The 22872-nt window shown below is 62.3% G+C and carries 22 protein-coding genes; 3 read left to right on the top strand and 19 right to left on the bottom strand.

Going from position 1 to position 22872, the window contains the following annotated elements; all coding sequences use genetic code 11:
* Position 1 precedes the first annotated feature (1 nt).
* Complete coding sequence (locus AAF563_00315) at positions 2–571, top strand: regulatory protein RecX (GenBank protein ID MEM7119683.1); 570 nt, start codon at positions 2–4, stop codon at positions 569–571.
* On the opposite strand, the gene AAF563_00310 is transcribed toward AAF563_00315, so the two are convergent.
* Together AAF563_00310 and AAF563_00305 are read right to left on the bottom strand one after the other, a co-directional pair.
* Positions 568–1485, bottom strand: coding sequence for a DMT family transporter (locus tag AAF563_00310; protein ID MEM7119682.1), 918 nt, complete (start codon positions 1483–1485; stop codon positions 568–570). The genes AAF563_00315 and AAF563_00310 overlap by 4 nt on opposite strands.
* Positions 1482–2426 carry a DMT family transporter gene (locus AAF563_00305; GenBank protein ID MEM7119681.1) on the bottom strand — a complete coding sequence of 315 codons (945 nt, stop codon included), beginning with the start codon at positions 2424–2426 and terminating at the stop codon, positions 1482–1484. Before AAF563_00305 ends, AAF563_00310 begins: the two co-directional genes overlap by 4 nt.
* Before the next feature lie 173 nt (positions 2427–2599).
* Here AAF563_00305 and AAF563_00300 point away from each other — a divergent pair, with 173 nt between their 5' ends.
* The gene (locus AAF563_00300; protein MEM7119680.1) at positions 2600–4420 is read left to right on the top strand and encodes an ATP-binding cassette domain-containing protein; all 1821 of its coding nucleotides are present in this window, start codon (positions 2600–2602) and stop codon (positions 4418–4420) included.
* On the opposite strand, the gene AAF563_00295 is transcribed toward AAF563_00300, so the two are convergent.
* The 14 genes from AAF563_00295 to AAF563_00230 form a co-directional block, all read right to left on the bottom strand.
* Positions 4411–4788, bottom strand: a complete 378-nt coding sequence (locus AAF563_00295; GenBank protein ID MEM7119679.1) for a hypothetical protein — start codon at positions 4786–4788, stop codon at positions 4411–4413. The genes AAF563_00300 and AAF563_00295 overlap by 10 nt on opposite strands.
* A gap of 23 nt (positions 4789–4811) precedes the next feature.
* Positions 4812–5420 carry a DJ-1/PfpI family protein gene (locus AAF563_00290; GenBank protein MEM7119678.1) on the bottom strand — a complete coding sequence of 203 codons (609 nt, stop codon included), beginning with the start codon at positions 5418–5420 and terminating at the stop codon, positions 4812–4814.
* A 32-nt stretch (positions 5421–5452) separates the two neighbouring features.
* Positions 5453–6325: an ABC transporter permease subunit gene (locus tag AAF563_00285; GenBank protein MEM7119677.1), complete on the bottom strand. Its 873-nt coding sequence runs from the start codon at positions 6323–6325 to the stop codon at positions 5453–5455.
* On the bottom strand, positions 6318–7235 hold the full coding sequence (gene oppB, locus AAF563_00280) for an oligopeptide ABC transporter permease OppB (protein ID MEM7119676.1): 918 nt from the start codon (positions 7233–7235) through the stop codon (positions 6318–6320). Before oppB ends, AAF563_00285 begins: the two co-directional genes overlap by 8 nt.
* Positions 7236–7266: 31 nt before the next feature.
* A complete protein-coding gene (locus AAF563_00275; protein ID MEM7119675.1) occupies positions 7267–8862 on the bottom strand; it encodes a peptide ABC transporter substrate-binding protein in 1596 nt (531 codons plus the stop codon).
* A gap of 97 nt (positions 8863–8959) precedes the next feature.
* The gene (locus tag AAF563_00270) at positions 8960–9343 is read right to left on the bottom strand and encodes a hypothetical protein (GenBank protein MEM7119674.1); all 384 of its coding nucleotides are present in this window, start codon (positions 9341–9343) and stop codon (positions 8960–8962) included.
* A gap of 41 nt (positions 9344–9384) precedes the next feature.
* Positions 9385–9933 (bottom strand): hypothetical protein, encoded by a 549-nt coding sequence (locus tag AAF563_00265; GenBank protein ID MEM7119673.1) that lies wholly within the window; start codon positions 9931–9933, stop codon positions 9385–9387.
* Positions 9934–10081: 148 nt separating this feature from the next.
* Positions 10082–10846, bottom strand: coding sequence for an amino acid ABC transporter ATP-binding protein (locus AAF563_00260; GenBank protein MEM7119672.1), 765 nt, complete (start codon positions 10844–10846; stop codon positions 10082–10084).
* A gap of 13 nt (positions 10847–10859) precedes the next feature.
* Positions 10860–11930, bottom strand: a complete 1071-nt coding sequence (locus AAF563_00255; GenBank protein MEM7119671.1) for an amino acid ABC transporter permease — start codon at positions 11928–11930, stop codon at positions 10860–10862.
* A gap of 31 nt (positions 11931–11961) precedes the next feature.
* Entirely contained in the window at positions 11962–13152 is a 1191-nt protein-coding gene (locus tag AAF563_00250; GenBank protein MEM7119670.1) for an amino acid ABC transporter permease, read from the bottom strand.
* 59 nt (positions 13153–13211) lie between these two features.
* Entirely contained in the window at positions 13212–14231 is a 1020-nt protein-coding gene (locus AAF563_00245) for an amino acid ABC transporter substrate-binding protein (protein ID MEM7119669.1), read from the bottom strand.
* A 133-nt stretch (positions 14232–14364) separates the two neighbouring features.
* Complete coding sequence (locus AAF563_00240; GenBank protein ID MEM7119668.1) at positions 14365–15579, bottom strand: MFS transporter; 1215 nt, start codon at positions 15577–15579, stop codon at positions 14365–14367.
* A complete protein-coding gene (locus tag AAF563_00235) occupies positions 15576–16082 on the bottom strand; it encodes a thioesterase family protein (protein ID MEM7119667.1) in 507 nt (168 codons plus the stop codon). The genes AAF563_00240 and AAF563_00235 overlap by 4 nt, the downstream gene beginning before the upstream one ends.
* Positions 16083–16084: 2 nt before the next feature.
* The gene (locus tag AAF563_00230; GenBank protein MEM7119666.1) at positions 16085–17707 is read right to left on the bottom strand and encodes an FAD-dependent monooxygenase; all 1623 of its coding nucleotides are present in this window, start codon (positions 17705–17707) and stop codon (positions 16085–16087) included.
* A gap of 204 nt (positions 17708–17911) precedes the next feature.
* Here AAF563_00230 and AAF563_00225 point away from each other — a divergent pair, with 204 nt between their 5' ends.
* Positions 17912–18796: a DMT family transporter gene (locus AAF563_00225; protein MEM7119665.1), complete on the top strand. Its 885-nt coding sequence runs from the start codon at positions 17912–17914 to the stop codon at positions 18794–18796.
* Here AAF563_00225 and AAF563_00220 read toward each other — a convergent pair.
* The 3 genes from AAF563_00220 to AAF563_00210 all read right to left on the bottom strand — a co-directional run bounded on the left by AAF563_00220 (position 18787) and on the right by AAF563_00210 (position 22870).
* Positions 18787–20853 carry a tetratricopeptide repeat protein gene (locus AAF563_00220; protein ID MEM7119664.1) on the bottom strand — a complete coding sequence of 689 codons (2067 nt, stop codon included), beginning with the start codon at positions 20851–20853 and terminating at the stop codon, positions 18787–18789. The two genes, AAF563_00225 and AAF563_00220, sit on opposite strands and share 10 nt — an antisense overlap.
* A gap of 365 nt (positions 20854–21218) precedes the next feature.
* Entirely contained in the window at positions 21219–21557 is a 339-nt protein-coding gene (locus AAF563_00215) for a cupin domain-containing protein (GenBank protein ID MEM7119663.1), read from the bottom strand.
* Between the two features lie 20 nt (positions 21558–21577).
* Entirely contained in the window at positions 21578–22870 is a 1293-nt protein-coding gene (locus tag AAF563_00210; protein MEM7119662.1) for a glycosyltransferase, read from the bottom strand.
* Positions 22871–22872 lie beyond the last annotated feature (2 nt).

The following is a 22872-nucleotide window of genomic DNA, read 5'->3' as shown; positions in this document are numbered from 1 at the left end:
CATGGCCGAACGCCGCCGCCGTCGTCCCAGACGCATCACGCCTGACTATCTCTACAACGCGGCGGTCTATTATCTGGAGCGCTACAGCAGCTCGTCGGAGAACGTGAAGGCCGTCTTGCGACGGAAGGTCTGGCGCGCGGCGCGCGAGACCGATGTCGATCAGGCGCAAGCCGAGCAGTGGATCGACGAGACCGTCGCGAAGCTGGAGCGCGCCGGTATGCTGGACGACCGGGCCTATGCCGACATGCGGGTGTTGTCGCTCAGACGCGCCGGTGAATCAGCCCGCTCGATCCGCATGAAACTGGCCGCCAAGGGTGTCGATGGCGACACGATTGCGGCGGCCCTGGCGCAGGTCGAGCAGGAGAACGACGACTGGATCGCGGCGGCCGCTTATGCGCGTCGCCGCCGCCTCGGCCCGTTTCGCGACCCCGCATCGCGCGAGGAACGCCGTCAACGCGATCTGGCATCCTTGGCGCGCAAGGGGTTCGGTATCGAGATCGCGCGGGCCGTGATCGAGGCTGAGGATGAGGACGCCTTGGATGAACTGCTCGAGGATCGTGCGGGCGACTAGTCTCGTTCGACCTTCCGTTCTTGCACCAGCGCGATGCCGGCCATCATCGCCACGAGTGCGCCCCAGAACCAGGCGGAGTGTGCTTCCCCGAACAGGACCATGCCCCAGACGACACCCAATACCGTGACGACGTACGTGGTCTGAGAGGCAAACACAGGCCCTGTGCGTTGGAGCACGTAGAGGAAGAGCGTGTAACTCGGCGCATTGATCAGCAACATGACAAGCGCCGCCCATTCCGGATCGCCCCACGGCCCATCCATCCAGGTGAAGGTGCCGGTCGCCAACGTGATCGGCAAAAGCAGCGCGGCGCCGGCGATCTGAAAGGCGCCGACCAGCGCGATCGCGTCGATACCCTTGGGGCCGCGCAGGGCGAGAAGCAGGTTCTCGGTCGAATAGCTGGCGGGGATGGCGAGTGCGAAAAGCAGCCAAAGCAAGCCCACCATGCTTTCTTCGAGTGCCGAGGGCAGCATCAGCAACAACACGGCGATGAAACCCAGGCTCAATCCCGTGATGCGTAGGGCCGCACCGCGGTCGATGCCGAGCACGATGGCGGCGCCATAGGTTATCAGCGGCACGAGCGCCATGGTGATAGCGAGCGTGCCGGCCCCGACCTCTGGCGCTATCTCGAAGATCAACGTCGTCGGCAGGGCGGTGCCGAAGATGCCGCAGATCAGATAGAAACCCAGGCTGCGCCTATCCAGTGGAAGACGCTTCTGTCGAAGGGCGGCGTAAGTGAGCAGCATGAGCCCGCCGCCGACGCCCTGCCAAAAGGCCAGACCCAACGCGTGGTGGGGACCTTCTCCAGCGATCTTGCCGAGTGAGAACACCAGGCTCCAGGAACCGCCGCTCAGCAAGATCAGAAAAATGAACCACAGACGTCTGGAACCGGCAGTTGCCGTACTTGGTGTGCTCACGGCGTGTCGGCCCGGCGATGGACGGCACGCTCCCGGACCAGCGCCATGCCGGCCAGCATGCTGAGCAACGCTGCCCAGAACCAGGCGCCGTGGTCTTCGCCCAGCAAGACCATGCCCCAGACGATGCCGGTGAGCACCGAGAAGTAACCGGACATCGAGGCAAAGACCGGTCCAGCCGCGTAGATCAGCGCCAGGAACAGCACGTAACTCAGCACGTTAATGACGAAGATGCCGATCACCGCCAGCTCGGCCTCGTTCAACGGCCAAGTGATGGGGTACCAGGTGTCGGTCGCGATAACGACGGGCGTAATCATTACGCCGCCCATCAGCAGCATGCCGGCCACGAGAGTCGTCGTATCGGTCTGACGCGGGCTCTTGATCGCGACAAAGACGTTCTCGGCCGCATAGCCGAAAGGGATCAGGAGCGCGATCACAATCCATAAGGGATCACCGGCGCCGATGCCGGAGCCGGGCAGGATCAGCATAGCAACGCCGGCAAGACCCAGACAGAGACCCAGCACCCGCACCGGCTGCATGCGGTCGATGCCGAAGATGATCGACAAGGGATAGGCGGCGATCGCGACCGATGCCATCAAGACGGCGACAATCCCGGCGGAAACGTGATGCGCAGAATAAAAAAGCGCGAGTGTCGGGACGATGGTCCCGGCAATGCCGCAGAAGACGTAGAAGCCGATGTGCTGGCGGTCGAGCGGCAATCGTTTGCCGCGGGTAAGTGAGATGAGGAGCACCATGGTGCCGCCCCCAACCGCCTGCCACCAGGTCAGGCCAAACGGGTGGGCGCCGTCCGAGACGGCTGACTTGGCCAATGTCGGCACCAGTCCCCAGATACCGCCGCAGAAGATCAGCGCGAAATAGATCCAAAGCCGGCTCCACAAGACGTGGCGCAGGCTGGATCGCGCAACCGCGTCGTCGCGGCTCAACCGCGTTCTGCCAGGTTGGGCGCCACGCTAGGCCGCGGCCCAGTGGACAGTGGTTAACCCACGAATTGGTTCGGTCATCGGCGCCCCCATGGCGGCATCCTGTCATCGGCGTGTGGGCGCGGCAAGCACCGACGGTTGGGGACGGGTCGTTGCCTGTGCTATGCCGTCGCGCCATGGTTGCCCCGATCCTCGCCCTGCGCGATGCCGCGCTTTTTGTCGATCACAAACCGCTCTTCGAGGGAGTCGGTTTCGGTGTGGAGCCGGGTGCGCGTCTTTGCCTGGTTGGGCGCAACGGCAGCGGCAAGTCGACTTTGCTGAAGATTCTCGCGGGCCGTGTCGAACCCGATCGCGGTGAACGCTTCTTGCAGCCGGGGACACGCGTGGCCTTGGTCGATCAGGAGGCCGTCGAACCGTTGGGGGGCACGGTCGTTCAGTTCGTCGCCGCCGGGCCTGACGGCGATGCCGCCGCCTATCGCGCTGACGCGGTTCTCGATCGGTTGGGACTAGGCGGCGAACGCGATATGGCAACGCTCTCGGGCGGCGAACAAAGGCGCGCCTTTCTGGCCCGCGCCTTGGTTGCCGAGCCCGATGTCTTGCTGCTGGACGAGCCGACCAACCATCTGGACATCGCCGCTATCACCTGGCTGGAGGGTTTTCTTGACGGCTTTCCCGGCGCTGTCGTCACGGTCAGCCATGACCGCGCCTTCCTGCGCAACGTGTCACGCGCCATGCTGTGGCTTGATCGCGGGACGCTGCGTCAGCGCAACCAGGGTTTCTCACAATTCGAGGCCTGGACCGACGAGATCGCCGAGGCCGAAGCGATCGAAGACGCCAGGATCGAGCGGCGCATCGCCGAGGAAGAGCGGTACCGCGAACGCGGCGTCACCGCGCGTCGCAAACGCAACCAACGACGGGTCGCCGCGCTCGCGGATCTGCGCCAGTTACGGGCCGAACGGGCACGCAATGTTGAGTCGACCGCCAAGATCGATGTCGAGGCCGGTGGATCGAAAAGCCGGCTGGTGATCGAGGCGATCGACCTGGCCAAGGCTTACGGTGATCACACGATCATCGCTCACTTCTCGACACGGGTCCTGCGCGGCGACCGGGTCGGTGTGCTGGGCCCGAACGGCGCCGGCAAGACCACGCTGATCCGCCTTCTGACAGGTGACCTGGCGCCGGATTCCGGCCGGTTGCGCTTGGCCAAGGGTTTGGACGTCACCTATTTCGACCAGCGCCGCAAACAGCTCGACCCGGACATGACGCCGTGGCAGGTGCTGCAGCCCGGCGGCGGCGATCACCTGATGGTGCGCGGCCAATCACGCCATGTCGTCGCCTATCTGAAGGATTTTCTGTTTGCCGAAGCCCAGGCGCGCCAGCCGATCCGCACCCTTTCCGGCGGTGAGCGAAGCCGCCTGTTGTTGGCGCGGTTGTTCGCTGAGACCAGCGATCTGCTGGTCATGGACGAGCCGACAAACGATCTCGACATGGAGACCCTGGATCTCCTGCAGGAAGTGCTGAGCGACTTCCCGGGCACCGTGCTCTTGGTCAGCCATGACCGCGACTTCCTCGATCGGCTGGTGACGTCGACCCTCGTGTTGGAAGGCGGTGGCAAGGTCGACGAATACCCCGGCGGCTATGACGACTATCTGGTGCAACGGGACACGAGTGGACGAACCGAGCGATCGGAGGCGGTCGCGCGCGGCAAACCGCAGGCGACATCGCCGCGGCAAGGCGCGCCGCGACAACGGTTGACCTATAAGGATCAGCGCGAGCTTGACATGTTGCCGAGTCGCATCAGCGATCTTGAAGATCAGATCGCCCGTTGCGAGGCCGTACTGGCGGATGCCGATTTCTATCAGCGTGATCCCGGCGGGTTCGAAGCGGTCAGTGCGGAACTGGGGCGCTGCCGCGACGAACTCAATGCCGCCGAGGAACGCTGGCTGGAACTGGAAGGCCAGCGCGAGGCGTTGTCATCCGCCGATGGTCAGGGTTGAGCAGGCCGCTGCTCCATGACGATCAGGTAGAACGTCTCACCGCTTTCCAGCGCGACAACCTCATGCACCCGACGCAACAGGCCGGCGGCGGCCAGGTCTTCGGGACCGCTGCTGATTGTCGCGACAAAGCGGTGCGGAAAGACGGGTCTAAAAGCGCAGACGCCTGAGACACGGGCGACCTCGGCGCGGTGCTTGGCACGCTCGACCATCTCACCGAAGCCATGGCGTTCGGCGATAGTGACGCGCCCGACCTCGAGAACGTGCAGGTGATACTCGTTGGCCAGTTCGGCGACTTCGACAGCGGTGTCGCGATCGATGCAGGCGAACACGATCTCGCTTGCGTGTCCGGTAATGGGAACCCCCGACAACAGGGCAACGAGCGCGGGAGCGGCTAAGCGACGCGACCTTGCGGCCAATACTCGTACTCCATGCTGCGGGCGGCACGTGCCGCGACATCGGCGCCGTGCAGTCGTTCGATCACAAAAAGCGCCATATCGATGCCGGCGGAAACGCCGGACGAGCAGATGATGTCGCCGTTGTCGACATAGCGCGCGCCTTCCTGCACATCGACATCGGGCTCGATCGCGCGCAGCCAGTCATAGGTCGCCCAGTGGGTCGTCGCCTTGCGACCCTTCAGAAGACCGGCCGCGGCGAGAACCTGGGCGCCGGTGCAGACAGATAGCGTGAGGTCGGTCTCGGCGTGACGCTGCTTGAGCCAAGATGTGATGTCCTGACGTTTGGTCAGGGTGCGCGTCCCCGCGCCACCGGGCACAAGCAGGATCTCGAGGGATGGTAGATCGCCGAAGCCGTGCCGCGGTGTCATGATCAGCCCGCCGGTCGCCGTCACCGGCGCGCGGGTCTCGGCCAACAGAAATACATCGAAGAGCGCTTCTTCATCATCCGTTTCGGCGCACAGAAAGGCTTCGAACGGACCGACCGTGTCGAGCGGCTCGACGCCGTCGAAGACGAAGATGCCGACAGATTTGGTTGCTTGTGTCATCGCGTGATGATGCGCGATCGGTGGGGTTCCGTCTAGTTGTCGCGCGGGTCCAGCGCGTCGCGCAGACCATCGCCCAGGAAGTTCAGACTGAACAGGGTGGCGGTCAGGAAGAGCGCCGGGCAGACCAGCATCCACGGCGCCGTCTCCATGACATCGGCGCCTTCGCTGATCAGCACGCCCCAGCTTGTCATCGGTTCCTGAACACCCAGACCCAGAAAGCTCAGGAACGATTCGAACAAGATGACCTGTGGCACCGTCAAGGTCGCGAAGACAACGACGGGGCCGAGCGCATTGGGCACGATGTGGTGAGCCAGGATACGTAGCGGCGGCGTGCCGAGCGCGCGCGCGGCGCGGACGAAGTCCTTTTCCTTCAGACTGAGTGTCTGGCCCCGCACAATGCGCGCCATGTCGAGCCATGAGACCGCGCCGAGTGCGACGAACAGCAGGTAGATGTCGCGGCCGAAAAAAACCATCAGCAGGATGACGAAGAACATGAAGGGCAGCGCATAGAGTACGTCGACGGCACGCATCATCATGCCGTCGACCCGCCCGCCGACGTAACCGGCGACCGCACCCCAGGTAACGCCGATCAAGACGGCGACCAGGCTGGCGGCAAGGCCGATCGCGAGCGAGATCCTGCCGCCGATCAGGATCCTCACCAGGAGGTCACGCCCATTCGCGTCGGTGCCAAACGGGTGACCGGCACCGAAATCTGGCGGCGTCTGCAGATTGTCCCAGTCAACATCGTCGAGCGCAAAGGGGCTGAACCAGGGCCCGACGATGCAGGCGGCGGCTATGATCAAGAGGACCGTCGCGCCCAGCATGGCGGTGCGGTTGCGCCGCAGCCGGACCCAGGCGTAACCGGCCGGCGACCTGACCGGCTGCCGAAGCAGGGCGTCAGTCATAACGCACCCTGGGATCAATCAGCGGGTAGAGAAGGTCGACGATCAAGTTCAGGATCACGATCAAGACGGCGTAGAAGATCACAACACCCATGACCAGCGTGTAGTCGCGGTTCAAGGCGCCCTGGACGAAGTAGCGGCCCAAGCCCGGAATACCGAAGATCTGCTCGATGACGACGGAGCCGGTGATGATCGCCGCCGTCGCCGGCCCCAGATAGGACACGACAGGAAGCGCGGCGGCCTTCAAGGCATGGTGCGCGACGATACGGGCATCGGACATGCCCTTGGCGCGGGCGGTGCGGATGAAGTCGGCGCGCAAAACCTCCAGCATGCTGCCGCGCGTCAGCCGGGCGACATAGGCGATCTGGGGCAGGGCCAGCGCGATGATCGGCAAGAGAGCGTGAGCCAGGCCGCCCCAGCCGCCGACCGGCAGCCAACTCAGGTAAACGCCGAGCACGAGCGTCAACAGCGGCGCGACAACGAAATTGGGTAGCGCGATGCCGGTCATGGCCAGCGTCATGACGCCAGCATCGACCATGGTGTTGCGGCGCATGGCCGCATAGGCGCCGGCAGCGGTGCCGGCGAGGACCGCGAGGATGATCGCGGCGAGACCAAGTTGTGCGGATACCGGGAACGCGGACCACAGGAGCTCGGTAACGGTGAAGTCCTTGTAGCGAAACGACGGGCCGAGATCGCCGGTCAGAAGGTCACCGAGATAGCTGACGAACTGTTCGCTGAGTGGTGCGTCCAACTTGTAGGCAGCTTCCAAGTTGGCGGCGATTTCGGGTGGTACGCTGCGTTCGCTGTCGAAGGGTCCGCCGGGCGCCAGACGGATCATGACAAAGGCAATCACGATGACCGCGAACACGGTCGGGATGGCGCCGATCAGGCGGCGGATCGAATAGGCGTACACGCTTAGCCGGCCGCGTGGTTGCTGGGTAGGCTCAAGACTCTTCGTCGATCCACAGGAAGCGCGTCGGATGGACATCTTTGACGTTGTTCATCCAGCCCCCGACATGCGGTTTGACCATGTGCTGGGTCGTGTAGTGGTAGATCGGGATCAGGGCGGCGGCGTCCAGCAGCACGTTCTCGGCTTGCGCCAGCATTGCCGCGCGTTCCTCGACATCGGTTCGAAAAGCCGCCGCGCGCACGAGCTCGTCGAACTCAGGGTCGGCGAAGCCGGGCGTGTTCATCGGCCCGGCGTCCGACAAAAACAGCTCCAGGAAGGTGTTGGCGTCGTTGTAGTCGCCTATCCATCCGGCGCGTGCGACCTCAAAGTTCTTTTCGTCGCGCGAAGCCAGATAGACCTTCCATTCCTCGTTGCGCAGCGTTGCCTCGACGCCCAGCACCTGTTTCCACATCGCGGCGATCGCGATGGCGATCTTCTTGTGGTTGTCGCTGGTGTTGTAGAGGATCTCGACGGTCAACGGGTTATCCGACGAATAGCCGGCTTCTTGGTAGAGCGCTTTGGCCTTGGCCTCGCGCTCTTCCTTTGACAACGCGGCGACGTCGGGCACCTGGTGCGTGTAGTTCATGACGCCCGGCGGCACGAAGGCATAGGCCGGCACCTCGCCGGCGCGCGTGATCTTTTCGGTCAGAAGGTCGCGGTCGATGGCCAGGCTCAACGCCTGGCGCAGCGCCGGATTGCCGTTGAACGGCGCCGCGGCGGTGTTAAGTGCGTAATAGTAAGTGCCGAGATAGGGGAAGTTCTCGAACTCGTCGTTCAGATTGTCGATGAGCCAGGCGACCTGATCGGCGGGGACGTCGTAGGTGATGTCGAGTTCGTCCGCCCGGTAGCGTTTCAGCTCCTGGCCGACATCCTCCGTCGGGTAGTAGTAGACCGTCTCGATCTGCACCTCGTCGGCGGCGTGAAAGGCCGGGTTCTTGCTGAGCTTGATGCGATCCTGTGGCGCCCAGTCCTCCAAGACGTAGGCGCCGTTCGACACCATGTTGCCGGGCTTGGTCCATTGATCGCCGTGCGCCTCGACGCTCTCGCGATGCAGCGGGAACGCCATTTGGTGGGTCAGCATATCCAGGAAATAGGGCGTCGGCGCTTTCAAGGTGATCTCAAGCGTCAGATCGTCGACGGCGCGAACGCCGAGCTCATCCATGTCATCGATGTCGCCGCGCGTGATCGCCTCGGCGTTGTTGATGGGATAGAGAATGAAGGCGTAGTCGGCGGCCGTCGCGGGCGCCAGGCCGCGACGCAACGCGTAAACGAAGTCGTGCGCGGTCACGGGGTCATCATTCGACCAGCGGGCATCGGGACGCAGGGCGAATGTGTAGACCAGGCCGTCATCGCTGACTGTCCAGCTCTCGGCCGCTCCGGGCAGCAGACCGGCGTCAGGGCCAAGCGTCACCAAGCCTTCGAACAGATCGCGCTGGATGTTGGCTTCCGACACGCCCGACGAGCGATGAATGTCGAGGCTTTCTGGCTCGGCGCCGTTGCCGATGTGGATGGCGGACGCCAATGCCCATCCAGGCAGCAGAACCAAAAGCGCCAGTGCCGCCCCAACGAACCTACCGAACGCCAATCGCATCACCGTCTCCCGTCACCTCCGAGCCCTCGGTTCGAATCGTAACGGTAAGGCGGACTCCGCGTCCACGGATGAAGCGTCGATTGACGAGGTCCGAAGCTTATTCTTCGGTCACGTTGCCTTCGATGATGGTGAACGGGTGGGTCGCGCCGCCGTTCTCGGACTTCCAGTACAAAGTCCCGTCCATGTCGACGACGGTGTAGCAGTTCTCAGCACCGCCTCTCCATGTCGAGCAATAGTAGCCGCTGTCGTTGATGCGCCACGTGCCCCAATCGCCGGGACTGCCGTCGGCCTTGTAGAGCGTTCGGCCGGTATCGGAGAAGTATTGGATGTAGTGGGTATCGCCCCACATGCCGTCGATCGAGTTCCCGGTCAGCAGTTCCCGCAGTTCCTCACCGCTGACTTCTGCTTCGTTGGCATTGACCGGCCCCACGGCCAGAACAAACAGAACGCCTAAAGCGATCCCAGTACGCGCCCAGGGCATAGAGAATGCTCCCTTGTTCTTGTTGCTGCGTTGCGCCTTGACTATCCCACAGCGGCCAAGGCGGGCGAATCAATACTGTTTGAAATTTCTGACGGCTGACCACCACGTTTGCGGGTGCGGGCTTCGAACAGGCGTTCGCCCATCAAGGGCGGCATCATATCGAGCGCCGACAGAATTCCGACGACATGCGACCGTTGCCGTTGGTTGCGCGCCAGCATGAACCGCACGACCGCCGTCAGGCCGATCTTGATGCCGTTCGACGCGGTGACCGTCTCATCGGCGGCGGCCGTGCCAATCCGCTTCACGGCCGCCATCAAGCGGGCGTCCAGCAGCGAGCGGGCCTTCAGCAGCACCGCGAAGTCCATGGCTTCGAACCGTGAGACATAATTGTCGACCTCGCGGCCCTCCAACCGGTCGAGCCATCGGCAATCGACCGCCATGGTCCGACACAGGACATCATGAACCTTCGACCGCGTTTCCTGGTGGCGTTCAAACGTTCCCGTTTGCTCCGCCTTGAGCAGGAAATCGGTCAACTGAACATTGGCCCATTGGTGATATCGCGCCCGCGGCATCAACGACGTGACCAGCATGATTAGTACTCCAAACCCGGGCCTTAAGATGCAAGAGCTATGCCAGGGTTGGAGGCGTAATCCGGCCCGAAACTGATTCAAACCGGGACGCCAAAGCGTCAGGACGACCGGTTTCGGGCCATTTGGGCCAGATTGGCCCCTTTCGGTCTCAGTGAGACAGGATTTGACTTAAGAACAGCCGGGTGCGCTCGTTCTTCGGATTGGCGAAAAACTCGCTCGGCGGCGCCATTTCGACGATTTCGCCCTCATCCATGAAGACCATGGTATCGCCGACGGTACGGGCAAAACCCATTTCATGGGTCACGCACAGCATGGTCATGCCTTCGTTGGCCAGTTCGACCATGACATCCAGCACTTCCTTGATCATTTCAGGATCAAGGGCCGATGTCGGCTCGTCGAACAGCATGATCTGGGGCTTCATGCACAGGGATCGTGCGATCGCGACGCGCTGCTGCTGACCGCCGGAAAGCTGGCCGGGATACTTACTGGCCTGTTCGGGGATCTTGACCCGCTCCAAATACATCATGGCCGTCTCTTCGGCCTCTTTTTTGGCGATCTTGCGTACCCAAGTAGGCCCCAAGGTCAGGTTTTCCAGCACGGTAAGGTGCGGAAACAGGTTGAAATGCTGAAAAACCATGCCGACTTCGCGCCGAATCGTGTCGATATTCTTCAAATCGTTGGTCAATTCGGTGCCTTCGACCAGGATATGGCCGCGCTGATGCTCTTCCAGCCGGTTGATGCAGCGGATCATGGTCGACTTGCCCGAACCGGAGGGTCCGCAGATCACCACGCGCTCGCCCTGACGCACTTCCAGGTTGATGTCCTTGAGCACGTGAAACTCGCCATACCATTTGTGGACGTGGCGTAACTCCACGGCGTGGCTCAAATTGGGACGCTCTTCAGCACTGGCCATAACAACTCCTCCGTTAGTGCGAATGACCGCGCGTCAAGTCGCGCTCCAGCCACTGGCTGTATTTTGACATGAAGAAACAGAAACAGAAGTAGATGAGGGCGCAAAACACGTAACCCTCAACGAAGAACGGTCTCCATTCGATGTCCTGGAAGGCGACGCGCGTGGTCATCAGGAGGTCGAACAGGCCGATGATGACGACCAGCGAGGTGTCCTTGAAGCCGCCGATGAACGTGTTGACCATGGGTGGAATGGTTATCCTGAGCGCCTGGGGCAGGATGATCTTGCGCATCGACTGCCAATAGGTCAGCCCAAGCGCATCAGCCGCCTCGTACTGGCCCTTGGGGATCGCCTGCAGGCCGCCGCGGATGACCTCCGCCAGATAGGCCGCGGAAAACAGGATGATGCCGACCTGGGCGCGCAGCAATTTGTCGATGGTCAGGCCCTGGGGCAGGAACAGCGGGAACATGACGGATGCCATGAACAGGATGCTGATCAAGGGAACGCCGCGAATAAGCTCAATATATCCGATACATAGAGCCTTGATGGCGGGCATTTCCGAACGCCGCCCCAGCGCCAGCAGGATCGCGATCGGAAACGCGCCGGCGATGCCGAAGGTGGCCAGGAACAAGGTCAGCGGCAGGCCGCCCCACTGGCTCTGGTCGACATAGGTCAGGCCGAAAATGCCGCCCCACATGAGGATGGCGACCGCTGCCAGGCCGACGACCCATCCGGCGATCAGCGGTCTGCCCCAAGCCCGCCGGAAGCAGCTTGTCAGCACAAGGGCCAGGAAGATGATCATGGCGATCAGTGGCCGGTCGTGCTCCTCCCAGGGGTAAACGCCGAACAGGATGAACCGGTACTTTTCGTAGATGAACGCCCAGCAGGCGCCTTCCGCTGCTTTACAGGTGTCTGGCGAGGCATCGCCCCAGACCGAATCGACGAAGGCCCAGGTAATGATGCCGGGGATGGTCTCGATGATGATCCAGACCGCGATGCCGGTCAGGATGGTGTTGAACCAAGAGCTGAACAGGTGTGCCCGAAGCCAACCGATCGCGCCGACCGACTGCCGCGGTGGGCGTACCATTTCGGGACTTTCTATGGCCGAATCTGACACGTCAGCGCTCCACCAGCGCAATGCGCTTGTTGTACCAGTTCATGAACAGCGAGATGGACAGGCTCAAGGTCAGGTAAACCGCCATGATCACGGCGATTCCCTCAATCGCCTGGCCGGTCTGGTTGATTGTCGTGCCGGCGACCGAGACGATGTCGGGATAGCCGATGGCGACCGCCAGAGAGCTGTTCTTGGTGAGGTTGAGATACTGGCTGGTCATCGGCGGAATGATGACCCGCATGGCCTGGGGCAGGGCGATGAAACGCAGGATCTGGCCGCGCCTGAGGCCCAGCGCGCCGGCCGCTTCCCACTGTCCCTTGTTGACCGCCAGAATGCCGCTTCTGACGATCTCGGCGATGAAGGCGGCCGTGTAGAGGGTCAGGCCCAACCACAGCGCTAGGAACTCGGACGAGACATCGACACCGCCCTGGAACGAAAAGCCCTGCAGTGCCGGCGTGTCGATCGAGGTCGGGAAACCGGTCGCCGCCCAGCCCAGGAAGATGAACATCACAAAGATGCCAATCGACGGCCACATGACCGGTTTGGTCTCGCCGGTGGCGTCGTGAATGCGCTTGCTGCGCTTCAGCAGGACCCATGTCACCACGGTGGCTAACAGGATGCCGACAAGCGGACCGAGATAGGCCCAGTCGTCGGGCACAGGCACATTCAGCCCGCGATTCGACAGGTGGAACCCGAGAAACGGCCCAAGCGCGTCCTTCGCCCGTGGCAGTGTCGAGACGATCAGCGAGTACCAGAAGAACAGCTGCAGCAGCAGCGGGATGTTGCGCAGCACCTCGACGTAGATCGAGGCGATCTTGGCGATCAGCCAGTTATGCGATAGCCGCATGACACCGACGATGGTGCCGATGATCGTCGCGAAAAAGACGCCGATAACGGCGACCTTTATCGTGTTCAACAGGCCGACAATCAGCGCGCGCAGGTAGGTGTCGGTCGGCGCGAACGGGACGATCGCTTCGCCGATGGCAAATCCTGACTCAGCATCGAAGAAGCCGAAGCCGCTGGCGATGTTCTGTCGCGCAAGATTGGAAAGGGTGTTGGAGACGAGGAACGCGGCGAGCAGCACGACGCCGCCGACCACGACGATTTGCCAGAAGATCCCGCGAATGACGGGGTCGTTCCAGAAAGCAGGACGCGACGGTTTGACGTCCCCGGGATCGCCCGTATAGCTAGACATGGCGCTAAAGCGTCACCGCCGCCCTGCTTGTCGGCAGGGCGGCGGTTTGGCTTTATTGGTTAACGGATCGGCGGTGCGTACATGAGGCCGCCATCCTTCCACAACGCATTGATACCGCGCTGGAAGCCAAGCGGCGTATCAGCGCCAACATTGGCTTCAAAGATCTCGCCGTAATTGCCGACCTGGGAAACGATGTTATAGGCCCAGGCTTCGTCAAGACCCAGCGCTTCGCCCATGCCGGCGGCTGTGCCGGTCACGCGCTGCACATTGGGATCTTCGCTGTTCATCATGTCGTCGATGTTGCCGGAGTTGATACCCAGCTCTTCGGCCTGCAGGGTCGCGAAAACCGACCACCTAACGACATCGAACCATTCGCTGTCATCGTTACGCACGGCCGGGCCCAAGGGCTCCTTGGAGATGATTTCCGGCAGGATGACATAGTCAGCGGGATTCGGCGCATCGGTGGCGCGGATCGACGCCAGGCCCGACGCGTCTGTCGTATAGGCATCGCAGCGGCCTTCGAAGAAGGCGGTCTTGGATTCTTCAAGACCTTCGAACACCACCGGCTCGAACGACATGCCGGTCGCGCGGAAGAAGTCGGTCAGGTTCTTCTCGGTTGTCGTGCCGGTCTGCACGCAGACAGCGGCGCCATCCAATTCCATGGCCGATGAAACACCCAGATCGGCGGGCACCATGAAGCCCTGGCCGTCGTAGAAGGTGACGCCAACAAAGTCGAGGCCCAGCGTGGTGTCGCGGGTCAAGGTCCACGTCGTGTTACGCGACAGCAGATCGACTTCGCCCGACTGAAGGGCTGTGAAACGCTGCTGCGCGGACAGCGGTACGAACTCGACCTTTGACGCATCGCCGAGCGTGGCGGCCGCCACGACGCGGCAGAAATCGGCATCAAGGCCGGTCCAGTTGCCTTGGCTGTCGGCAATCGAAAAACCGGCAAGACCGGTGCTGACGCCGCAGCGCACGACGTCGCGTGACTTGATCTCGTCGACGGTCGCGCCGGCAAACGCCTGGCTTGCCGCCAAAACAGCCGCGGTTGCCAGTCCCAGAATTTTCAGTGAGGTCATCATTGTCTCCCCAGTTACACCCCAATTCGTGCGGCCCCTTGTTTCTAGTCCGGCCGCTTCGTGTCAGCATAGGCGTGCCTTTTACGCGAGGTCCACCACTTTCTCGGCTTTGAATGGTTCCAATTTTTACTATCTATTCCAGTGCCTTACCGCTGGCCGTCAAATGCCGGGCGGTTGTAAACAGCGCAAACAGGACGCCCGCACTGACCGTCACGGCCAGCAGGCCGTTGGGATTCCAGAGACTCATCGCAAATCCGCCGACGATCGGACCCACGAGTGTTCCCAGCTCATAAGTAAAGATGAATGTCGCGTTCGCGCCGGCCAGTTCATCCTTCGCGAAACGCTGCCCGACAAGCGCCAAGCCGCATGTGTAGATGCCGCCCATGACGCCGCCCCAAATGAAGAGCAGAACCCATCGCAAGATCACGTGATCGATGACGAAGGGCAGCGCGACGGTACCGAGCGCGACCAGAACGGCGAACACGATCAGCAGCAGGCGGCGATTGACGAGATCGACCAGGAACCCGATCGGGTACTGCATCGTGACGTGGCCGAGCGACATGACGATCAGCATGACGATCGCCGATTTTTCGTCGAAACCCAGGCGCTGCACATAGATTACGAAGAATGCGAACAGGCCGCCAAGGACGAAACCGTCGGTCAGTGCCGCGCTCATGGTGGCGGGCGCGCGCCGGATCGCGCCAAAGATGCCGAAACCTTCGGTCGCCTTGATACCCGGCGCCAGGTTGTGGGCGAACACCAGCGGAAAAACGGCTAGCGCCATGGCGGCGCAGATGATGAAAAACGGCAGGTAGCCTTCAGAGCCCACAAAGTAGAGCACGCTCAATCCGGCCAAGTAGCCGCCGGCAAGAGCGGTGACATAGATCCCCATGACCCGGCCGCGAATACGGTCTTCGACAATGGTGTTGATCCAGGTTTCGCTGACGACCCAATGAATCGCGATGCCGATGCCCATGATGAAGCGCAGCGGAAACCACGCCCAGACGTTGTTAAACACCGGGAGCAACGCGAGCGAAAAGATCATCAATACGAAGCCCAGATAGAGCGTTCGCATCGTGCCATAGCGGTTGACGATAACCGGCGCCGCCAGTGTGAAGATCAAGAGACCCAGCGACGCCGACGCCGTGTTGAGACCGATCAAAACGGTATCCGTGCCTCGGCGTTCCAGGATCAGCGCCAGTAGCGGCATGCAAATGGAGAAGGTCAGGGAGGCGGCAAAGGCACTGGCGATGACCGCCGCCAGACTGCGGTAGCGCTCGCCCTTCGACATGGGCCGAGGTGCGTCGGGCTCGCGCTCGATGGGAATGTCGAACCGATCGTCGCTCATCGGCCTGGCTTTCGCGCCTTGACCGACATGACCCGGCCGGCTTGTGGCGGTCGCGGTAGTTCGGCGTGCTGATCCATCAACGCTGCGAAGGCGTTATGAATGTCGTCGCGCATGGGCGCGACTTTTCTCGTCTCGGTGTCGACCGACAAAAACATGATCTCGTTGGTCGCGGCCAGATAACCTTTTTCCGCATGGTACATGCGGTGCAGGTAGTGAAGGCGTTTGTCGTCGATGCCCAGCATCTGACTATCGAAGCGCAGGGGATCGCCTTCGAAGAGTTCACGCTCGTAGGTCACGTGCATCTCGACGATGAAGAAACCGTCGGTGAAATGGCCGTCCTGCCAAATCTGCGGCGTGACAAGCAGGAACAGGTTGTCGGTCGCTAGGTCGAATGCCGTGACGTAACAGGCGATGTTCATATGGCCGTTGAAGTCGATCCACTCGGGTTTCACCCGAACATCGAGATCATCATGCGTGACAAGCGCCGAGCCGGTTGATGGCATGCTCAGGCTTGAACCATGATCGTATTGAAGTAGGCGAGCAGCGACTTGGCGTCCAAGGGTTGCGCGCGATAGCCGACGTAACCGTCAGGGCGGATCAGATAGAGGCAGGCACGATCCGCACCATAGCGACGGTGCAGCGCGGCCTCCGTATCGACAACCCGGATACCGTCCCACGTCGTCGGCAGGGCTTCGTCGCCGGTCGTGATCAAGATCAGGCGGAGCTCGCGAACCACGTCGTCGGGCAGGGCCGACAACACCGCGTCGCGCGCGCCTTCATCACCGTCATCCATGGTCGTACCGGCGAAGAACACCAGGGCATGCGTGGGCCCGCGCAACAGGTCGAACAGGGTGACGGCAGCACCGTCTTGCGGGTCCATGAGATCGCCGTCGGGTGCACGCTGTCCCGGCAGAGGACCATGAGCGAAGGCGCGCGTTCCGCCGCTGCGATGCTCGCTAACAATCGCGCTGTCGCGGTAGCCGACCGCAAGCTGCGAGGCATCGGTGCGCATGCGCTCCTGCACCACTTCCATGCTTGTGAGCAGACCGGCGAGCTTGTCGCGCAGGTGGCGAGCCACAGGATTGCGCAGCGTAATCGCGCGCGTGGCAAAGCCGGTGCTTCGCAGGACGGCCGCGCCGATCGGATGGCGTTCGCCGTTGTAGCTTTCGATCAGCGCATCGGTGGCGCGGCCCCGTATGGCGAGTCCCAGCTTCCAGGCCAAGTTGTAAGCATCTTGAATGCCGGTGTTCATGCCCTGGCCGCCTGCCGGGCTGTGAATGTGGGCGGCATCACCGGCGAGGAACACGTGGTCGACACGGTAGTGATCGACCTGACGCTCGCTGATGCGGAACGCCGTCATCCACGCGGGGTCGCTCACCTTGCCGGTAACCGGCGCTCTTTCATCGATGATCGTCTGCACCATGTCGAGCGTCACGTCGCTGTCCTCGTCGGCCTCATCGGCAATGATGCGGGCTCGGCCGCCGGCCAGCGGCGCGACAAAGAGGAGTCCGTGATCGGTCAAACTCGCGGTGAGCTCGTCGTCTGGCCGGTCCCAGTCCAGTTTCACATCGGCCAGCATGAAGGTCTGTGGGAAGGCATCGCCTTGGAACTCCAGGCTGAGCGCGTGGCGCGTCGTACTGTGTGCGCCGTCGCATCCGACCAGGCAGGCCGCGCGTACCGCCTCTTCGACACCATCGTGTTCGATCGTCGCGGTGACCCCGGCGTCGTCCTGATGAAAGCCGGTCATCGTGGTGACGCGCTCTACGTTGCCGCCCAGGCTCGACAAATGATCTATCAGGATCTGTTCGGTCTTGCTCTGCTCCAGGCTCAAGATATAGGGGAACGGTGAATCGAGCTCGTCCATGACCAGCGAGCTGATGCACTTTCCGTTCGAGAATATGCCGGCGCCATGAAGAATGACGCCGTTGGCGATTGCCTTTTCGGCGATGCCGATGTCTTGGAAGATCTCCATGGTCCGGGCGTGAACGGCGAGCGCCTTGGAGAGCGTGGTCGGACCGTCGGCGCTCTCGATCAGGCGGACCTTCGCGCCGTGACGAACCAGTTCGCAAGCCATGAACAGACCGACTGGTCCGGCGCCGACGACCAGCACGTCGATATCGTTTGTCACCGTCTGGACTCCACTATCCCCAATTCGCGCGCACTCTAGCTTGGTTTGTCCCTTGGATGCCAAGTGAGTCGTGCGGTCGCCGCCCGCTCTCTATCGGTGAGTAGAGCAATTCACCTGATTTGATGTCATCGCGAAGCGATTCCATTGAAACAGGATCTGCTCTATGCAGGAGTTCGGCGCCATTCCGGCGCGGGCAGATCATCCGTGGATAACATCCCTCGCGGTATCGGCTACTTTCTGCTGTCGCTGATCTTCTTCGTGTCGCTCGACACGGTGGCGAAACACCTATCGCAGATCTATCCGCCGATCGAAGTGGCCTGGGGCCGTTACATCTTCGCCCTGGCGATCCTGCCCTTGATCCTGACGCCGCGGCGCATGGTGCAGGCGGCGCGCACGACGCGGCCCGGCCTTCAGCTCTTGAGGTCGCTGCTGCTGGCGATCACGACCTATCTCTTCTTCCTGTCGGTCAAGTACATCCCGCTGGCCGATGCGGTCGCGATTGGTTTTGTCGCACCGCTTCTGACAACCGCGCTCGCCATACCGCTGCTCGGGGAAAAGGTTGGCGCGCGCCGCTGGACGGCGATCGTCGTTGGACTGGTTGGCGCCATCATCATCATGCGGCCGGGCCTGGAGATCCGCCATTGGGCCTACTTTCTGCCCATTGGAACCGCGGTCTGCATGGCGTTCTTCACCATCCTGACCCGCATCCTGGCGCGCCACGATGGCTCGGACACGACGCTCTTCTATACCGCCATCGTCGGCGCGGCGGCGCTCAGCATCGCGGTGCCGTTCGTCTGGGAAACGCCCGCGCCATGGGACTGGGCGCTGTTCGCGCTGGCCGGCATCTTCGGCACCGGCGGCCACTTCAGCCTGATCCTGGCCTACCGCTATGCGCCGGTGTCGCTGCTGGCACCCTTCACCTTCCTGCACATGGTGCTCGCGGTGATCTTCGGGCTGATCTTCTTCGGCAACTTCCCGGACGCGCTGACGCTGACCGGCGCCGCCGTGGTCGCCGGCGCCGGCATCTATGTCTTCAGGCGGGAATCACTGTTGCGGCGTAAGCCCGCCCCAACAGGCGATCAGGGCTGAGGTTCTTCGCCCATCATGCCGCCGATCATCGGCCCCATATCGTTGCCGTTCAACAGGATCTGGCCCTCGGGCGTGAAGTTGAAGGCGTAGTCGTGGACCGAACGGCCGTCGACTTCCGTGCGCGCGCCCATGGACTGCATCATGGTCAGTGTCGTCACCATGTCCTGGGCGTCGGGATCCTTGCCCGCGTCGGCCGATAGGTCCTTGACGGCCTGATCCAAACCGACGATCTGCAGATCGATCGCGCCGACGGCGCCATAGGGCGATTCCGCCGATGCGGCGACCTCACCAACCATGGTCGCGTCGAGCGCTTCGCTGTTGTAGTTGAACGCCTTTATGCGGAAGACGCTGCCGGAGCTGACGAACTGCTGCTGCATGCCCAATCCCAGGAACATCAGCGACATCTCCATCTGCTCTTCAAAGGTCGACGGATCGGCCGCCGCGCCTTCCATCATCTCCATCACCATGGTCATGGCTTGTTCAAGCGGCAGGCGGTCGAACTCTAGAGCGACCTCCATTTCGGTCGGCAGATAGGCGTCCGGCACCTCTTCGTCGGTGGCGGCTTCAAGGCCGGTGTGACCGTAGTTGATCGACATGGTCGACAGCGGTTGATCAAGGTTGGTCAGGCCGACGCCATAACCCATCTCGTCGGCGGCGAACTGAAGCACCCCGTCGCCATCGACAACACGGGTTCCGTTGGCGCCAAACGCGAAGTCGATGCTCTGGATCAGCGGCTGATGCTCAGCAATAAGGGTCCGGAACTCCGCGAAGGCCTGCTGCATCATCTGGCCAATCGCCTTCTGATCCATGGCCGCCGGGTCTTCCGCCATTTCGTACTGCAGGCGCTCGACGTGCTGTTGGAAGGTGGAGAAGAACGCGAGATCGGCGCCTTGGGTATCGGTATCGAACCAGATGTGATCGGCGGTCATGCCGCCTTCGCCCGCGATACTGACGGCCAACGATTCCAAGCCGCCGGTGTAGGGGCCCGACCACTTGCCGGGCGCCGTTTCCTCCATGTTCATCACGGCTGCCGCGCGCTCGATCGAGGCCTCAAACGCCGGCTCGCCGACCGGCTCCGCTTTGACAAGGATGTCGTCGTAAGCGGCGTCCAGCGTGACGAACTGCCCGAAATCCAAATGATAGATGCCGTTAAAACTCTGGCTGCCAAGTGTCGTGCCGCCGACGGATTGACCCTTGTTATCCAGGAACACGGTCTCCTGAGGCAGTTCGACGGTGGTGTTGTAGATGGCGTCACCAACCGGCGTCATGACGGTGCGCGAGTCGCCGATCTCCCAGGCGGCGTCTTCGCCCACCATGTTCAGGCCAAGCAGATCGAGCGTAATGGTGCCGTCGTCGGCCTCGGTGACATCAAGCTCCCAGATCAGATCGGCCTCGGCATCGGGCTGCTCACCCATGTCGACGCTGAGCAGCGCACGTTCGAACCGTTGGCGCATTTGTTCGGCAGGTGTCAGTGGCTCTGCCGGGACCGCTGCAACGGCCGGTTCGTCGGCGTCCGACGCCACATCCTTGGGCACCTGGCCGCTCTCCATCAGATAGGCGAGCAACTGCTCGGCCTCCGGATCGCCGGTATCGGCGACGGTCTGCATCAGCCGCGCTGCCTCGCCATAGTCGACCGGCGTTCCCAACCCCTCTGCATGCATCATGGCCAGGCGCTTGCGCGCGGTCATATGGTCGCGATTGGACGCACCCTGGTAGGACTCAAAGGCCCTTGTGAAGTCCTGCGGCGATCCCTGACCCTTTTCGTACATCTGGCCCATCGCGAAAAAAGCCTCCGCGCTGCCGCCGTCGGCCGCGGTGCGGTACCAGTTGAGCGCCTGCGAGAAATTCTGCGGAACGCCTTCGCCCTGATGATGCATGCGGCCCAGGTAATAGGCCGCTTCGGGGTCTCCCTGACCGTAGAGGATCTCGAACTCCTCATAGGCCGATTCGAATTGACCCGAGTTATAGGCGTTCATGGCCTCATCCATGCCGGCGAAGGCGCCGAGCGAAACCGTGGCGGTGAGGGCGAAACTGACGGAAGCGAGCAGATGTTTCATTGCGATCCCTTGGCGCTTTGATGCTGCGACATCACGGCCGGCGTCGCCTCGGAAGGCGGCGCAGGCCAGCGAGATAGTGATTACCACTACCAATCCGGCGAACGAAGCCATGACGAGTGACGCCGGTCACAAACTCTAGCCGATATCCGATTTATATGACTCCTCACAGCTCTGGCATCGCCGTTCATGGCCGGCGGTGCCGAGGCTCCACCGGATACCGGCCCTGTTCGGTGTTCGGGCTTCCTCAGGGAAGTAGCCGGTCCCGTTGCGCGCCGCTAAGGTCGGGGTCCCCCCAGGGCAGATGCTCTCCACCGATCTGGGCCGCGCGACAGGGACCGGCAACCCTGCCGCCCCCACAAGCCCCATTATCGGATCAGATAGACCTTGGCGACCGTATCGTGGACGTCACAACGTCCGCGCCAGCCCGCCGGGAACCAGGCGGTATCGCCGCCCTTGATCGCGATCTCCTCACCGTTGTCGTGGGTGTAGAGGCACGATCCCTCCAGAAAGTGGCAGAATTCGTCACGCTCGACCTCGCAGCGCCAGCTGCCCGGCGTGCAGCGCCAATAGCCGGCCTCTGGAAAGGCCCCGCCGCCACCCACGATGACCTTGCCGGAAGTACGCGATACGGCCTCGCTGAGCGGCTCGGGCACGACACCCCAGTCGGCCAGGTCGCTCTCGTTCAGGTTGGCGACGTCGGGCATCCGGGGAACTGTCGTGTCGCTCACGACGCGGTGGCCTTGAGAAGGTTATCGAGCGCCTCCGCACCCTTGCGTCGGCCGTCCTGGGCCTGCATGTGCTTGGACAGATCGGCCAGGCGGTTTGCCATCGCCTCGTCGGTCACCATGGTGTTGAGCGCGTTCTCGATATCGCTGTCGGACCAGGTATAGCGTTCCTGCTTCAGGCCGTAGCCGGTTTCCTGGATACGCGAGGCGTTGTCGTGGCCGTCCCAGCAATAGGGCATGATCAGCGCCGGTTTGCCGAAGAACAGGCACTCGTTGAAGCTGTTGTTGCCGCCGTGGTGAATGACCGCGTCGACCTGGGCGATAACCGATGGCTGGGGATACCAGCTTTCGACGTGGCAATTGTCGGGGACCGACTCATAGGCGTCACCGTAGTCGCCGACATTGACCAGCACGCGATAGGGCAGCTTGCCCAGCGTCGCGATCAGGCGCTTCATCAGATCGGTGTCGGACGAGCCCAGGCTGCCAAAGCTGACATAGATCAGCGGCTTGTCGTTGTTCTCCTTGAACGTCGGGACCTCATAGCTCTCTTCGGCGCGGATGCAGCCTTCGAGGTACTGGAACTTCTCCGGGTCCAGGGGATGGCGGCGCTGATAGGCGAGCGGTTTGGGATAGTGCAGCAGATTGAGCCAGGGCGATGATTCGAAGAACTGGCCCAGCGGGTATGGGTCTTCGCCGCATTCCGCCAGGAACTTGTTGAAGTTGTCGTGGATCGGCTTGATCTCGCGATCGAACTTCTCGCGGAACGCCGTGAAGCAGGCCTTGTCGTCGGCGAAACAGCCGGAAAGGTGCGGCGGGATATCCGGATCCTCGATCTCGTTTTCGCTGCACGAGATGATGCGAACCCAGGGCACGCCGTACTGCTTGGTCGCAGGGAACAGGATGACGTTGTCGACGCAGATCAGGTCCGGTTTGATGTCGGCAAGCGTCTGGGGCAGTTCCTTTTCCGCCCACACGGACGTCTCCAGGATCGCCTCCCAGCAGCCCTTGATATAGGTCGAGATCTGATCAATCGGCGGGGTGCGGAAGTTCGGCAGGTGGCCGTTGATGAAGTCGACCCAATACTGCGCCGAGGCCTCGGCATCCATCGGCTCGGACATATGGATCAGCCGCTCCTCGAAGCCGTAGCCGGCGAACACGCCTTCGAAGCCGACATCGGCGACGAACACACAGTTGTGCCCCATGTCGCGGCAAACCTGCGCGATGCCGACGGAGTTTAGCGCCGGGCCGAACGCGGCCTCCGGAAAGAACACGATGGTCTTGCCGTCACTCATGA

The sequence above is a fragment of the Pseudomonadota bacterium genome, from assembly GCA_039028155.1.
Classification (GTDB): domain Bacteria; phylum Pseudomonadota; class Alphaproteobacteria; order SP197; family SP197; genus JANQGO01.
The sequence above is the reverse complement of the archived record's forward strand: the minus strand, read 5'-3'. Positions and strand labels throughout refer to the sequence as shown.